The 13,541-nt window shown below is 58.6% G+C and carries 15 protein-coding genes and 2 tRNA genes; 10 read left to right on the top strand and 7 right to left on the bottom strand.

What is annotated here, in order from left to right; genetic code table 11:
• Nucleotides 1–40: 40 nt before the first annotated feature.
• The 7 genes from DW645_RS04865 to folB all read left to right on the top strand — a co-directional run bounded on the left by DW645_RS04865 (nt 41) and on the right by folB (nt 5,829).
• Nucleotides 41–116 (top strand) — tRNA-Gly (locus DW645_RS04865).
• Nucleotides 117–119: 3 nt separating this feature from the next.
• Nucleotides 120–194: transfer RNA gene (locus tag DW645_RS04860), tRNA-Val, on the top strand.
• Between the two features lie 667 nt (nt 195–861).
• Nucleotides 862–3,084: an anaerobic ribonucleoside-triphosphate reductase gene (gene nrdD / locus DW645_RS04855; protein WP_118226566.1), complete on the top strand. Its 2,223-nt coding sequence runs from the start codon at nt 862–864 to the stop codon at nt 3,082–3,084.
• A 426-nt stretch (nt 3,085–3,510) separates the two neighbouring features.
• Nucleotides 3,511–4,092 carry an anaerobic ribonucleoside-triphosphate reductase activating protein gene (gene nrdG / locus DW645_RS04850; RefSeq protein ID WP_118226564.1) on the top strand — a complete coding sequence of 194 codons (582 nt, stop codon included), beginning with the start codon at nt 3,511–3,513 and terminating at the stop codon, nt 4,090–4,092.
• A gap of 66 nt (nt 4,093–4,158) precedes the next feature.
• Nucleotides 4,159–4,716: a GTP cyclohydrolase I FolE gene (folE, locus tag DW645_RS04845; RefSeq protein ID WP_118226562.1), complete on the top strand. Its 558-nt coding sequence runs from the start codon at nt 4,159–4,161 to the stop codon at nt 4,714–4,716.
• A 2-nt stretch (nt 4,717–4,718) separates the two neighbouring features.
• Nucleotides 4,719–5,300 carry an HD domain-containing protein gene (locus tag DW645_RS04840; RefSeq protein ID WP_199576432.1) on the top strand — a complete coding sequence of 194 codons (582 nt, stop codon included), beginning with the start codon at nt 4,719–4,721 and terminating at the stop codon, nt 5,298–5,300.
• Between the two features lie 43 nt (nt 5,301–5,343).
• The gene (gene folB, locus DW645_RS04835) at nt 5,344–5,829 is read left to right on the top strand and encodes a dihydroneopterin aldolase (RefSeq protein ID WP_118226560.1); all 486 of its coding nucleotides are present in this window, start codon (nt 5,344–5,346) and stop codon (nt 5,827–5,829) included.
• Nucleotides 5,830–5,835: 6 nt separating this feature from the next.
• Here folB and DW645_RS04830 read toward each other — a convergent pair whose 3' ends face one another.
• Both DW645_RS04830 and DW645_RS04825 read right to left on the bottom strand, forming a co-directional pair.
• Nucleotides 5,836–6,612 (bottom strand): M48 family metallopeptidase, encoded by a 777-nt coding sequence (locus DW645_RS04830; protein ID WP_158568684.1) that lies wholly within the window; start codon nt 6,610–6,612, stop codon nt 5,836–5,838.
• 74 nt (nt 6,613–6,686) lie between these two features.
• Nucleotides 6,687–7,700, bottom strand: a complete 1,014-nt coding sequence (locus DW645_RS04825; protein WP_089572972.1) for a dipeptidase — start codon at nt 7,698–7,700, stop codon at nt 6,687–6,689.
• A gap of 120 nt (nt 7,701–7,820) precedes the next feature.
• Here DW645_RS04825 and DW645_RS04820 point away from each other — a divergent pair, with 120 nt between their 5' ends.
• From DW645_RS04820 to DW645_RS04810, 3 genes are all read left to right on the top strand, one after another.
• Nucleotides 7,821–8,249, top strand: a complete 429-nt coding sequence (locus tag DW645_RS04820) for a peptidylprolyl isomerase (RefSeq protein ID WP_035138874.1) — start codon at nt 7,821–7,823, stop codon at nt 8,247–8,249.
• A gap of 3 nt (nt 8,250–8,252) precedes the next feature.
• Nucleotides 8,253–8,831, top strand: a complete 579-nt coding sequence (locus DW645_RS04815) for an urease accessory protein UreE (RefSeq protein WP_118226556.1) — start codon at nt 8,253–8,255, stop codon at nt 8,829–8,831.
• Between the two features lie 82 nt (nt 8,832–8,913).
• Nucleotides 8,914–9,711 (top strand): HAD-IIB family hydrolase, encoded by a 798-nt coding sequence (locus DW645_RS04810; RefSeq protein WP_118226554.1) that lies wholly within the window; start codon nt 8,914–8,916, stop codon nt 9,709–9,711.
• Between the two features lie 76 nt (nt 9,712–9,787).
• Here DW645_RS04810 and DW645_RS04805 read toward each other — a convergent pair whose 3' ends face one another.
• The 5 genes from DW645_RS04805 to DW645_RS04785 form a co-directional block, all read right to left on the bottom strand.
• Nucleotides 9,788–10,168: a Fur family transcriptional regulator gene (locus DW645_RS04805; RefSeq protein WP_192934559.1), complete on the bottom strand. Its 381-nt coding sequence runs from the start codon at nt 10,166–10,168 to the stop codon at nt 9,788–9,790.
• Between the two features lie 61 nt (nt 10,169–10,229).
• Nucleotides 10,230–10,640 (bottom strand): acylphosphatase, encoded by a 411-nt coding sequence (locus tag DW645_RS04800; protein WP_117583885.1) that lies wholly within the window; start codon nt 10,638–10,640, stop codon nt 10,230–10,232.
• 2 nt (nt 10,641–10,642) lie between these two features.
• Complete coding sequence (locus DW645_RS04795; RefSeq protein WP_118226553.1) at nt 10,643–11,749, bottom strand: Gfo/Idh/MocA family protein; 1,107 nt, start codon at nt 11,747–11,749, stop codon at nt 10,643–10,645.
• A 75-nt stretch (nt 11,750–11,824) separates the two neighbouring features.
• A complete protein-coding gene (rnhA, locus tag DW645_RS04790; RefSeq protein ID WP_117776457.1) occupies nt 11,825–12,361 on the bottom strand; it encodes a ribonuclease HI in 537 nt (178 codons plus the stop codon).
• Between the two features lie 48 nt (nt 12,362–12,409).
• Nucleotides 12,410–13,312, bottom strand: a complete 903-nt coding sequence (locus DW645_RS04785; protein ID WP_117842850.1) for a LysR family transcriptional regulator — start codon at nt 13,310–13,312, stop codon at nt 12,410–12,412.
• Between the last annotated feature and the right edge of the window lie 229 nt (nt 13,313–13,541).

Raw genomic sequence — 13,541 nt, 5'->3', positions numbered from 1 at the left:
TGCATAGGATGCGGGCATCACGTAAGATTAATCCTCGTAAGCGGACATGGCTCAGTTGGTAGAGCACAACCTTGCCAAGGTTGGGGTCGCGGGTTCGAGCCCCGTTGTCCGCTCCATTTGGGCGTTTAGCTCAGGGGGAGAGCGCTTCCCTGACACGGAAGAGGTCAGAAGTTCAAATCTTCTAACGCCCACCAAATGTTCGCAGCTCAGAGGCTTAGCCCCTGAGCTGTTTTGTTTTGGTCGCCAAATACGTCACCAAATTTCGAGTTTTTGATCTTCCGGGATGCTTCTCAGTAGTCATCCGAGGAAACTCTCATCTTCTCCGTTTGCATACACATATCTTTCAAGGATTCGTGCCGCGGTTGCATGAGGCTCGGCAAGGCACGACCGCAACATGTTGGTCAAGCATAATCTTTTGGATTCTTTTGGCGTGAGCGGCTTGGTTTTGGTAGGATTTGTCAGCGGCTTGATTAAGGGGGTTTTATAACTGCCATGCAGGTAGCCGTGTTGGTAACGTTTTACCGACTTGTCAAATACCCCTCATTTTTAATGCGTCTGCAAAATGACCAATTGCTTTGACCTGCTGAAACACTATATGTTGTGTTTGACCTAAAAAAAGAATACAGGATATAGATGCCTCTTTGTCGTATGATAGATGGCGGACAGAGAACGAAGACCTTAACTGCCTCTTTTGAACGTGTCCTTGAACCGTTTGATCGGCTCCTGGGAATGTCCGCATGGAGGCTTATGGTTTATCGAAAACACAGATTGCGCGACGGCGCCGCAAGGCAGGGGCAGGCCCTGCCGGGCATCGTTTGGCTCTGAAGCGCAATGAGGCTACGACGCGAAAGAGGCAAGAGGATGAAGATCATCAAGCGCAGCGGCACCGAGGTTGTCTTTGACATCGATAAGATCGTCAATGCCATCCGCGCCGCAAACTTGGAGGTCGAGGAGAGCTCTCGTCTTACCGACCGCCAGGTGGTTTATGCGGCGCAAAACGTCGCCGAGGCATGCGAGAACGCGGGCCACACCGTTTCGGTCGAGGAGATCCAGGATTTGGTCGAGGACGAGATCATGCGTCTCGACTGCTACGAGGTCGCCCGCCACTACATCATCTATCGCTATGTTCAGAGCCTGAAGCGCCAGAAGAACACGACCGACGACAAGATTCTGTCGCTGATCGAGTGCAATAACGAAGAGGTCAAGCAGGAGAACTCTAACAAGAACCCGACCGTCAATTCCGTTCAGCGCGACTATATGGCCGGCGAGATTTCAAAGGATCTGACTCAGCGTGTGCTGCTGCCCCAGGAGATCGTGGATGCCCACAATGAGGGCCTGATCCACTTCCACGATTCCGACTACTTTGCCCAGCACATGCATAACTGCGACCTGGTGAACCTGGAGGACATGCTCCAGAACGGCACCGTTATCTCGGGCACGCTGATCGAGAAGCCGCACAGCTTCTCGACTGCCTGCAACATCGCGACGCAGATTATCGCCCAGGTTGCTTCCTCCCAGTACGGCGGCCAGTCCATCTCGCTGACCCATCTCGCCCCCTTTGTTGAGGTGAGCCGTCAAAAGATTCGCGGCGAGGTCGCCCGCGAGCTCGAGGAGCTCGGCGTTTCCGCATCTCCCGAAAAGGTCCGCGAGGTTGTTGAGGATCGCCTGCGCGATGAGATCCGTCGCGGCGTCCAGACGATTCAGTATCAGGTCGTGACCCTTATGACCACCAATGGCCAGGCGCCGTTCGTGACGGTCTTTATGTATCTTAACGAGGCTCGTACGCCTCAGGAGAAGCACGACCTTGCCATGATCGTGGAGGAGACGCTTCGCCAGCGCTACGAGGGTGTTAAGAACGAGGCCGGCGTTTGGATTACCCCGGCATTCCCCAAGCTTATCTATGTACTCGAGGACGATAACGTTCACGAGAATTCCCCGTACTTCTACCTGACCCAGCTGGCTGCCAAGTGCACCGCCAAACGCATGGTGCCCGACTACATCTCCGAGAAGAAGATGCGCGAGCTCAAGCTGTCTAAGGGCGAGACCGCCGGCAACGGCGATTGCTATACCTGCATGGGCTGCCGCAGCTTCCTGACGCCCGACCGCTCGGGCAACGGCTTTAATAACGTTGCCAATGCACTGAACTACGACCCGAGCAAGCCTAAGTACTATGGCCGCTTTAACCAGGGTGTTGTGACCATTAACCTGCCTGATGTCGCACTGAGCTCGCATCAGGACATGGACAAGTTCTGGAAGATCTTCGACGAGCGCCTCGAGCTGTGCCATCGTGCCCTGCTGTGCCGTCATGAGCGCCTGATGGGCACGCTTTCGGATGCCGCGCCGATTCTTTGGCAGTACGGTGCCCTGGCGCGTCTGAAGAAGGGCGAGACGATCGATAAGCTGCTCGTGGGCGGCTATTCCACCATCAGCCTGGGCTATGCCGGTCTGTATGAGTGCGTCAAGTACATGACGGGTCACAGCCACACCGAGAAGGAGGGCACGCCGTTTGCCATGGCCGTCATGCAGCGCATGAACGACAAGTGCGCGGAGTGGAAGGCCGAAAGCGATATTGACTTCTCGCTGTACGGTACCCCGCTTGAGTCGACGACCTACAAGTTCGCCAAGTGCCTGCAGCGTCGTTTTGGCATTATCCCGGGCGTGACGGACAAGGGCTACATCACCAACAGCTACCACGTCCACGTGTCCGAGGAGATCGACGCATTCGACAAGCTCAAGTTCGAGGGCATGTTCCAGCAGCTTTCGCCGGGCGGTGCCATCTCCTATGTCGAGGTTCCCAACATGCAGGACAACCTCAAGGCTGTCATCCGCGTGATGCAGTACATCTACGACAACATCATGTACGCCGAGCTCAACACCAAGAGCGACTACTGCCAGGTATGCGGCTACGATGGCGAGATCAAGATTGTCGAGGATGACGGCAAGCTGGTGTGGGAGTGCCCCAGCTGTGGCAACCGCGACCAGGAGAAGATGAACGTCGCCCGTCGTACGTGCGGCTACATCGGTACCCAGTTCTGGAACCAGGGTCGAACCGAGGAGATCCGCGACCGCGTGCTGCATCTCTAATAACCATCCCAGGCTGCCCCGTAGCGAGGCCCCGGACCTTTACTCGCTATTTCGGACAGTCCTGGCTCACGACGGAGGCGCCACTGGCGCCTCCTGTTCGTGCGGAACTCATATCGAGCAAAGGTCCGGGGCCTCGCTACGGGGCAGCCAAGTTGATGTAGCTGAGATGCAGCATGCGGTCTGCTCACTCTTCGAAGTTCTTAGCGGAAATAATTCGAGCTGCAGCTTCGATTTACTTGCGATGGCGGTTGAGCTGCAACAAAGTTTTTATTAGACCTCGAACCCTATGCTCGATGTTCGCTTCGTTCATTGAGTTACCCTTTGCATGAGGCCGGGACATATCGTCCCGCCCGCAGTTTCGCAGGCCGAAGGCCGAGAATGTTTGAGGACGGGATGATATGTCCCGGCCTCCCAGGAGAGTTACCTATGAACTACGCGAACATAAAGTATTTCGACATTGCTGATGGGGAAGGCGTTCGTACTTCTCTGTTTGTGAGCGGGTGCCGTCGTGGGTGCAAGAATTGCTTTAACTCCGTCGCGTGGGACTTTGCTGCGGGCGAGCCCTTTGATCGTGCCGTCGAGGACAAGATTATCGAGAGCCTCGATCATCCCTTTATCGATGGTCTGACGATTCTGGGCGGCGAGCCTATGGAGCCCGAGAATCAGGTGGGGCTTGTTGACTTTATCGAACGCGTGCGTGCGGCCTATCCCGCGGGGTCGGGCAAGACCATTTGGTGCTTTACCGGCGACGTGCTCGAGGAGCTTATGCCGGGTGGCCGTCATCATACCGAGGTGACGAACCGTATCCTGGCCTGCCTCGACATGTTGGTGGACGGCCCGTTTGTTCAGGATCTGTACGATATCTCATTGCGTTTTAGAGGCTCGAGTAACCAGCGTGTGATCGATATGAACGCTACGCGCGACCGTGCTGAGCGCGAGTGTGTTGCGCTTTGTGATGCGGTTGAACTTTGGCGGGACGATCCAGTCTATTCGACCCATACTATGTAGCTTGTGGCCGATGCCAAAGGGCGTGGTACCATAGCGCGAACGCAAAATCGGAAAAGTGAGGCCCAGATGATCGATCAGGAAAAAGTCGAGGCCGCCATTAAGCTGTTGCTTGAGGGCATAGGCGAGGACCCAACTCGTGAGGGCCTGCTGGAGACCCCGGCGCGCGTTGCCCGTATGTATGGTGAGATCGCCGGCGGTATGGACCAGAGTGCCGAGGAGCACCTGTACAAAACCTTTGCCGTCGCTTCGAACGATTTGGTTATCGAGCGCGACATCACGTTCTACTCGCTGTGCGAACATCATCTGCTGCCGTTTTATGGCAAGGCCGCCATTGGTTATATCCCCAACGGCCGTGTCGCAGGGCTCTCTAAGCTTGCCCGCACGGTTGAGGTCTACGCCCGTCGTCTGCAGCTGCAGGAGCAGCTGTGCGCACAGGTTGCCGATGCCCTCATGGAGTATCTCGCTCCCCAGGGAGCGATTGTGCTCATGGAAGCTGAGCATATGTGCATGACCATGCGCGGCGTGCAAAAGCCTGGCACCAAGACCGTGACGCTCGCTCGTCGCGGCGTCTTTGAGGCCGATCCGGCGCTCGAGGAGCGATTCTTTAGGATGCTGGGACGCTAACTATGAGAGTCGTCAACGACTTTACATCGAATACTGACGAGGGAACGCCGCGTCGCGGTTTTATGGCTTCGGGCCTGGCGCCTTTTGGTGCCATGCCTCGCATTGATTACATCTGTGCCAACGGTCTGTTCCGGCGGCACCTGGGCAACATTGCACAGTTGGAATCGGGGCGCATCTTCTGCCGCCACGGTATTGACCACCTGCTGGATGTCGCTCGCATTATGTGGATCAAGAATCTCGAGGAACAGCTCGAATTTGACCGCGAGGTCATCTACGCCACGGCACTTCTTCACGATATCGGCAAAGATGAACAGTATGAATCGGGTATATCCCATGATGTTGCAAGCGAACGCGTCGCTGATGCGATTCTCGGCGGTATGCCCGATGACGTAGCGTTTGAGCCGGCCGATGCCGCAGCCATTAAGACGGCCATTCTGGGCCATCGAAAGCTGCGCGTGAACAGCCAACCGCTCGAGCGCCTGCTCTATGCAGCCGACAAAGCGTCGCGCGCCTGCTTTGCATGCCCCGCGCGCAATGCTTGCAACTGGAGCGATGATAAAAAGAACCTGTCGATTCGCGTGTAGTTAGTTTGCGCGGTCGGGGTTCTAAACGAAGGAGACGATCGCGATGAGCAACAAGAAACTGCCCGAGAATGCAACCAAGACTGAAGGCGCCGAGCTCGCCCGCCGTGGAAGGGGCGAAATATCCACCGCAACGGCGGTTCCCCACGTGAGCTATGACGATCTGCGCCATGCTGACCGCATTACTATCGACGGTCTCGAGGTCTTTGCCAACCACGGCGTGTATCCCGAAGAGAACGCGCTGGGCCAGAAGTTCATCGTGTCCTTGGTGCTCTATGCCGACCTGCGTGCAGCGGGGGAGCACGATAACCTGGACGCTTCGATTGACTACGGCTCGGTGTGCCACGATGTCGATGGCTATCTGCGCGAGCATACGTTTAAACTCATCGAGGCGGCAGCCGAGGGTGTGGCCCAGATGCTGCTGCGTCGTTACCCCTTGCTGCTTGGCGTGCGTGTTAAGCTCGATAAGCCTTGGGCTCCCGTCGGTCTTCCCCTGGCAAGCTGCGGCGTCGAGATCGAGCGCGTGCGCTAGTCGACGCTAGAGCTTGTTGAGGGGCGGCTGCTTGAGCCACTGCGACAGAGCTCTATTGTTGGGGCAGTATGTGTCGAGCAGGACGTGGAACCGCTGGTTGTGGCTCGGCTCGAGCAGGTGGACGAGCTCGTGGGCGACAACCATGTCAAGGCACTCGACGGGGTAGGCGGCAAGTTCTCGTGCGATGCGAATGGCGCCGGTTTTGGGCGTGCATGATCCCCAGCGCGTTTTCATGCTGCGCACGGAAACGCGGGAAACGGCGACACCCATTGCGATTTCGTATGCGTGCACCATATCCCGCAGCGCCGATGTGACTTCGGACGTATAGAGCTGGTCAATATGGGCTTGGATCTCACTGGGCGTTAAGCCGTCGAGGGGCGCGTTCCACTTGGCCTGCGGACGTTCGTCTGGCTCGTCGGTACCCATAAAGCTTGCGAACGTGGCTTGTTTGGGCCGCGGTGCGGGGGGATCAAAGTTGTGGTCGAGTGCATCCTGTACCGTGATGGGCTTGCCCCAAAGTGCAATGATGGACGAGGGGCTGAGCGACTCCTGTGCCGTCGTCTGACGTTGCTCGCGCTGGGCAAGTCGGCTGATAATCCAGGCGCTGTTGCGCTTCACAAACGCTTCGATACGCTCGCGGCTGGCGCCGATCGGTGCGCTGGCGTGGACCTCGCCGCTCGATGTGACGCGTAGGTTGAAGTTCTTGACGCGCTTTTTGGTAACGACGACGGGGATGGTCGTCCCATCCGGTCGGGATGCGGAAATCGTAAACTGCTGCGTCAAAAGCGGTCCTTCAGATCGGGGACGGGCCGGCATGTCGACCGTTCGGCATGCCGGCCCGCTCAAGGGATGTGAAATTAATAACGCTCGAAGAAGGCAAGCGCGTTGTCGCTGCAGAGCTTTTGCATCACGGTCTTGCCAAAATGCTTGGAAAGCATGTTCTGGAACTCGGGCATCTTGCTGGCATCGGAGAGGAAAGCGGGCACCGTGGCGCCGTCCCAGTCGCCGCCGAGCGCGATGACGTCCTCGCCGCCCAGGTCGAGCCAGTGCTCGATATGCGCCGCCAGCTGGTCGAAGGTGACGTCTGCGGCGGTCTTGTCGGTTGCGTCGTTGGAAAGGAACTCGCTGCAGTAGTTGAGGCCGACGATGCCACCCATGTCGCGAATGGTGCGGAACTGGTCGTCGGTAAGGTTGCGTTTGGCGCCGCAAACCGCACGGGAGTTGGAGTGGCTGGCGACGAAGGGACGCGTGGCGCGGGCGGCGACCTCGTCAAAGCACTCATCGTTGAGGTGGGAGACGTCGAGCACCATGCCGGCGTGCTCCATCTGCGTAAGCGCCTCGATGCCGGCGGCGGTGAGGCCGGCGTGGGTGTCGTGGCCGCTCGCGAGCGGTCCCTGCGCGTTCCAGCTGAGTGACGACATAAGCACGCCCAGGCTCTTGAGCACCTCGATCAGCGCGGGGTCCTCGGCAAAGAACGTGGCGTTTTCGATGGTGTGGATGCAAGCGACCTTGCCGTCCTTGAGCGCGGGGCGAATGTCTGCGGCGCTGCGCACGTTGACCATACGGTCGTGGTTGAGCATTGCCTGGCCGCTCATATGCGCCATGATCTGCGCCTGGAAGCGCGCGGCGTGGGCGGTGGGAATCTCGTCGGGGACAAACGTGGCGAAGCACTGTGCCCACGGCGTGTTGCCGATCTTTGCGAGCGAGATGGCACAGGCGTTACCCTCGATGAGGTCGAAATCTTGCGGATGCGTTTCGTCGCCGGGGAAATAACCGTCGGTGCCGGCGGTAAAGCGCAGGTCGAGATCGAGCGTGGCCCAGCCGATTCGGTCGGCAGTGTCGCAGTGTAGGTCAAATACGGGATATGCCATGGTTCCTCCGGTTGCAGCGTTTCTTTGCAAACTGTCATTGAATTGTATGACTAGGGTATAGTTAGCGCCATATGTTCACGGCGGCCCGCGTTGTGCGCCGCCCTTATCACGGAGGTTACCATGTCCAACCAGGGCAAGAAGGTCAAGACCCATTATCGCGGCACGCTCGATGACGGCACGCAGTTCGATAGCTCCTACGATCGCGGCGAGCCGCTGGAGTTCACCTGCGGCGCCGGTCAGATGATCAAGGGCTTCGACGCCGCTGTTGTCGACATGCAGGTGGGCGAGAAGAAGACCGTGCACATTCCTGCTGCCGATGCCTACGGCGAGCACAATCCCGAGATGGTTCTGACCTTCCCGGCCGAACAGGTTCCCAACATCGAGCAGATCGAGAAGGGCATGAAGCTTTTCCTGTCCACGCCGAGCGGTATGCCCGTTCCCGCCGTGGTCATCGACGTGACGCCCGAGGCTGTGACGCTCGACGCCAACCACGAGCTGGCCGGCAAGGACCTCAACTTTGATATCGAGCTCGTTGAGGTCGAGGGTTAGAGTATGCCTGAACGCTTGGTTTCGACGACATGCTTGGGAAATCTCAACGATCCGTCCTATGAACTCCTGCTTCGCCGGAAGTTGGGCGGCGTCTTTGAAGTTGACGAGCTACTGTTCGATTGGGACCGGGCTGATGTATGCGCGTTTGCGGGCGTGACGGAGCTGGGGCGCACGATCGATGTTCGGCTGGATGCTGCCGACGGCGGTCGTCTTGCCGATGGCGACGTGCTCGCCATCGACCGTTCGGGCATGGTGCCCGTGGCGGTTGTCGTGCGCCTGCGCAGCGCCGAGGTTTATTTGGTCGAAGTCGACCGCATGGATCCGATTGCGCTCGCGCATGCGTGCTGGGAGATCGGCAATATGCACGCGCCGCTTTTCCGAGGCGATTCGGACGAGCATACCGTGCGCATGTATACGCCGGTGCAGCCTGTTTTGGGCTGCATGCTCCGGGGCGTCGAGGGTGTTCGGCTCTCGGTGGTTACCCGTGAACTCGATGCGGACCGGCGCTTTGCATCGAGTGCGGCGGAGGCCGTCGTGAGCATGGCTCCCGACTTTACCATCGTAAAAAAGACGCGCGGCTAAGCGCGTATATACGCAAGGCGGGCTTTGAGGGGCGACCAATCAAGGTCCGTCTTGCTGTTGATAGGAGGCTTTGGGGAAGCATATGGGTCTTGAGGGAATCAAGCTGATTGCATGCGATTTGGACGGCACGTTGCTGCATCCGGGGGAGCGCGAGCCGCGTTCCGAGGCCTTTGAACTCATCGATGAACTGCATCGTCGCGGTATCGTGTTTATGCCGGCGAGCGGCCGTCAATATGCGAGCTTGCGCTACCTGTTTGCCCCGGTGGCCGATGAGCTCGCCTATGTATGCGAAAACGGAGCCCTGGTGATGAGCGAGGGGCGTGCCGTTGTCAAGCGCTCTATGGAGCGTGACCTGGCGATGGATATCGCGAATGCCGTGGTCGCCTACCCCCATGCCGACGTTACCCTTTCCTGCGAGGGGCACCTCTACACCATAAGCGGCAACGATGCGTTCGTCGACCATTTGCGCTATGAGGTCCACTGCGATGTGGCGGTGGTCGGCCGTCCCGAGGACATCGACGAGGACGTCATTAAGATTGCCTTCCAGATGCCCGAGGTGGATCAGGCGGCGGCCCTGGAGTATTTCGAGCGCCTCTTTAGCGACCGTGTTGACGTGATGACGTCGGGAACCGAATGGACGGACTTTATCGGTTTCGGTTCGGGCAAGGGCTCCGCGCTTGCCGATTACGGTCGTGCCCTGGGTATTTCGCCCGATGAGATGATGGCGTTTGGCGATAACGAAAACGACCGCGACATGCTCAACGTAGTGGGCCATCCTTATCTAATGGAGAGCTGCAATCCCTCTATGCGCGGCATCAACGACCACGTCCGCTACGTGCGCACGGTCGAAGAGGAGCTGCGCCGTCTGCTCGCCGAGTAGGTTTTCGGGACATACCTAGAAATCTATTTTTTGCTGCAAAGTGCGAAAAGGTGGATTTAAGGCATGTTCCAAACATTTACCGGCAGTCGGGGCAGAGACCCTCGAAGATGGTGTAGTGCGACGTGACGTGCCAGCCGATTTGCTCGGACGCCTTGGCGTCGATCTGGGCATCGAAGGGGAGCGGTACGTCGATGACGCGGCTGCACGAGGTGCAGATGATATGTGCGTGCGGCTCGATGGTGCGATCGAAGCGACTTCCGCCCGGCGTCTTGATGGAGAGAATCTCGCCGGCGTCGGCCAAGAGATTGAGGTTGCGGTAGACCGTACCGCGGCTGATTTTGTCATCCTGCGCGCGCACGACGTCGTAGATTTCGTCGGCGGTGGGATGGTTATAGCTTTGGCGCACGGCGTCAAGAACCAACTTTCGCTGCCTGGTATTCCTTCTTTGCACCGCCATGCGCCTCGCCTCTTTTCTATCAACGGTCGTAGGTAAATGATACCGTATTTAGCACACAATACTAATAACGAGGCGTGAAACCGTCTTCATTGGCAAGTGGGGCTCGGGCCTGGGCGTCTACGAGGCGAAAACGCGTACCCATGCGCTCGTAGGAGGCATGAAGCGCTTCGAGATGAGATAGGATATTTGCCGGAGCTCCCTGTATCTCCATCTCGACTGAGCCGTCTTCCATGTTACGCACCCAGCCGGTGAGCGCGCGTGCCTGCGCGAGGTTGGTGTTGGTAAAGCGAAAGCCAACGCCCTGGACTTGCCCCGCCCAGCGCAGGAAATAGCGCAGGGGAGTGTCTTGAGTGGCCTCGTCGCTTGCGAGCACAGTAAGCCTGCGGCGCAGCTCGAGCTCGACGTTTGATGGTTTTTGAGGTTCTCGACTGCCGCCGGTGACGCTGGAGAAGAACGTATCGAAGAGGCCCATCGCTATGCCTGCTTGCCTGCGTCGGCCGGGAAGGTTATGCCGGCCTGCTGGCGCACGGCATCCATGATGCGCAGCGAGACGAGCGTGACATCGCGGTAGTGGCCAAGCTCGTGGCGTCCCGCCGGGGTCTCCCAAATCTCTTCCTTAACGTTATCGATGCCGCAGATGGCGGTGATAAAGTCTGTGAGTTCGTATTCCATAGTGTTGCTCGATTTGGGCAGGTCGAGCACGCGGCCGTTGTCTCCCTGTTCGCGCGGTGCCTCGGTCGCCGAGCCGCGTACGACGTCGCCGCGATAGTCGATGCGGACGTTGCGGGGCGTGGACAGATGGTCGATCTGGATAGTGCCACGCTCGCCTTCGATTTGCGAGGGCAGCAGGTCGTTCGTAATTTTGGAGTGCGCGAGCTCGACGGAGATGCTGCCTCCGCCATAGCTGGCGAGGATGGAGCCGCAGCCATCGATGGGGCCGTGCGTGAGCTGTTGCGTGGTGGGGTCGAGCAGAGTAGCCATGCTCGTAAGGCCGGAGGGCATGCCGAAAATCTCGACCATGGGCTCGACGGTGTAGACGCCAATGTCCATGAGGGAACCCGATGCCATATTGCAGTCGAAGATATTGGTGGCGCGTCCCGCGAGAATCTCGTTGTAGCGCGAGGAATATTTGCCAAAGCGCAATGAGGCGCGGCGGATGGGGGCGATCTCGCCCAGGGCGTCCTCGATGGCGTGGAAGGCGGGATCGTGGAGGGGACGCATGGCCTCGAGGGCCACGACACCTGCTGCCTCGGCAGCGCGGAAGACTTCCAGCGCCTGCGCTTCGGTGGCGCAGAAGGGCTTCTCGACGATGACATGCTTGCCACCGGCGATGCAGGCAAGGGCCTGCTCGTAGTGAAGCGCATTGGGGCTGCCGATGTAGACGGCGTCGACGTCGTCGGCGGACGCAAGCTCGTCAAGTGCGGTGAAGTTACGCTCGCCGCCGTGTTCGGCGGTAAAGGCGGCGCCGCGCTCGGCATCGCGCGAGAGCGTGCCCACAAACGCGGCTTGGTCGTTGGCGTTGACGACCTGGATAAAGTCGTCGGTAATCATAGATGTGCCGATGGTCGCTATACGCAGCATGTATCCCCCTCGTGCCGTTCGGTTTACAGGATGAGTGTAGCGCGAGGGGGCAGGAAATAGCGTGCGAAAACGCCGTTACAGGTCGCTCTCGTTAAAGCCGGTATCGATATCGAGGTTGCTGCCGTCGGCCGCCGTGGTGGCGAGCTCATCGCAGCGCTCGTTGAGCTCATGGCCGGCGTGACCCTTAACCCAGATGAACTCAACCTTGTGCTTGCTTTTGGCGGCGAGTAGGCGCTCCCACAGGTCGCGGTTCTTGACGGGCTGCTTGTTGGCGGTTTTCCATCCGCGCTTTTTCCAGCCGTCAATCCAGTGCTTGTTGAAAGCGTTGACGACGTACTGCGAATCGGAATGGACCTCGACCTCGCAGGGGCGGTTAAGTGCCTCGAGCGCCACGATGACCGCCATGAGCTCCATGCGGTTGTTGGTGGTCTTGGCGTAGCCGCGCGAAAGCTCGGAGGTGAAGGTCTTGCCGGCGGGGTTGGTGTATTTGAGCACGGCGCCGTAGCCGCCGCGTCCCGGATTTGATCGGGCCGAGCCGTCGGTATAGATGATGACCTTCACGGGCTTCCTTTCGTTGGGTACGTTTCGTGTGAGTGACCATTGTAGCGCCATGCCCGCCGGGGGCTAGCAATCTACGATTTCTACCCCGTCTTCCGACAGTTAGTTGGCACGGATGATGCGGTTGAGCTCGTCGAGGTATTGCTGCAAGAGGGGAGAGGGCTTGCGCTCGTCGTGCATGATATAGCCTACGTGCATCGTTGGGGCGTCTGCTAACGGGATCGATGCCATACCCCATTGCATTTCATTGGAGAGGACACCGGTCGACAGGGTGTAACCGTTCGACGTGATAAGTAAGTTAGTAAGTGTTCCGCGGTCCGAGATTCGTATGTTGCGGTCGCAAGGGATATAGCTAAAAGGTTCCTCGGCGTAATAGAAGGAGCTCGAGGTGCCTTGCTCAAAGCTGTAGCGCGTATAGGGCGTGAGGTCGGCAAGGGACAGCTGCGGGCGGCGTGCGAGCGGGTGGCGCTCGCTAACGAAGACGTGGACCGTCGCGTCGAAGAGGGGATGGAAGCTTGCGCGGGCATCGGCGAAGGCCTTCTGCAGAACGCGGGCGTTAAAGTCGTCCAGATAGAGGATGCCGATGTCGCTGCGAAACGCACGGACGTCATCGATGATCTGCGATGTGGTGGTCTCGCGCATGATGAACTCGAACTTGCTGTCGCGGCAGCGCTCGACTACGTTGACAAAGGCCTCGACCGAAAAGGCGTAGTGCTGGGCGGAAATGGCGAGGCGGGCTTGCGGGGTGCCACCGTCCTCGTAGCGTGCCTCGAGCATGTCGGCCTGCTCTACGACCTGGCGCGCATAGCCCAAAAGCTCGGTGCCGTCGTTGGTGAGCGTGACGCCGCGGCTGGAGCGCGTAAAGATCTCCAGATGGAGCTCTTGTTCTAGGCTTTTGACGGCGTTTGAGATGTTGGACTGAGCGGTATAGAGGCGCTGAGCTGCGGCGTTGATTGAGCCGGACTCTGCCACGGCGATAAGAAAACGAAGCTGCTGGAGTGTCATCGGTGCCCGTCCTTTCGATAGCTATCTAAAAAACCGATAACAGGTTAGCGCTTTTAAGTGATTGACCGAGCGAAACAATGCTCGTACTATTCAAAACACACAAAGGCGGTAGGTAATTAAGCCGACCACGGAACCGGGATGTCAAAAGGAGGACCGCATATGAACTGCTTACCAAGACGAATGCCGGGCTCCTGTTTGCGCCCGTCGGCGTGATCAGGAGACAGCGACT

The sequence above is a fragment of the Collinsella sp. AM23-17 genome, assembly GCF_003470945.1.
In the GTDB taxonomy this organism is placed as follows: Bacteria; Actinomycetota; Coriobacteriia; order Coriobacteriales; family Coriobacteriaceae; genus Collinsella; species Collinsella aerofaciens_O.
The sequence above is the reverse complement of the archived record's forward strand: the minus strand, read 5'-3'. Positions and strand labels throughout refer to the sequence as shown.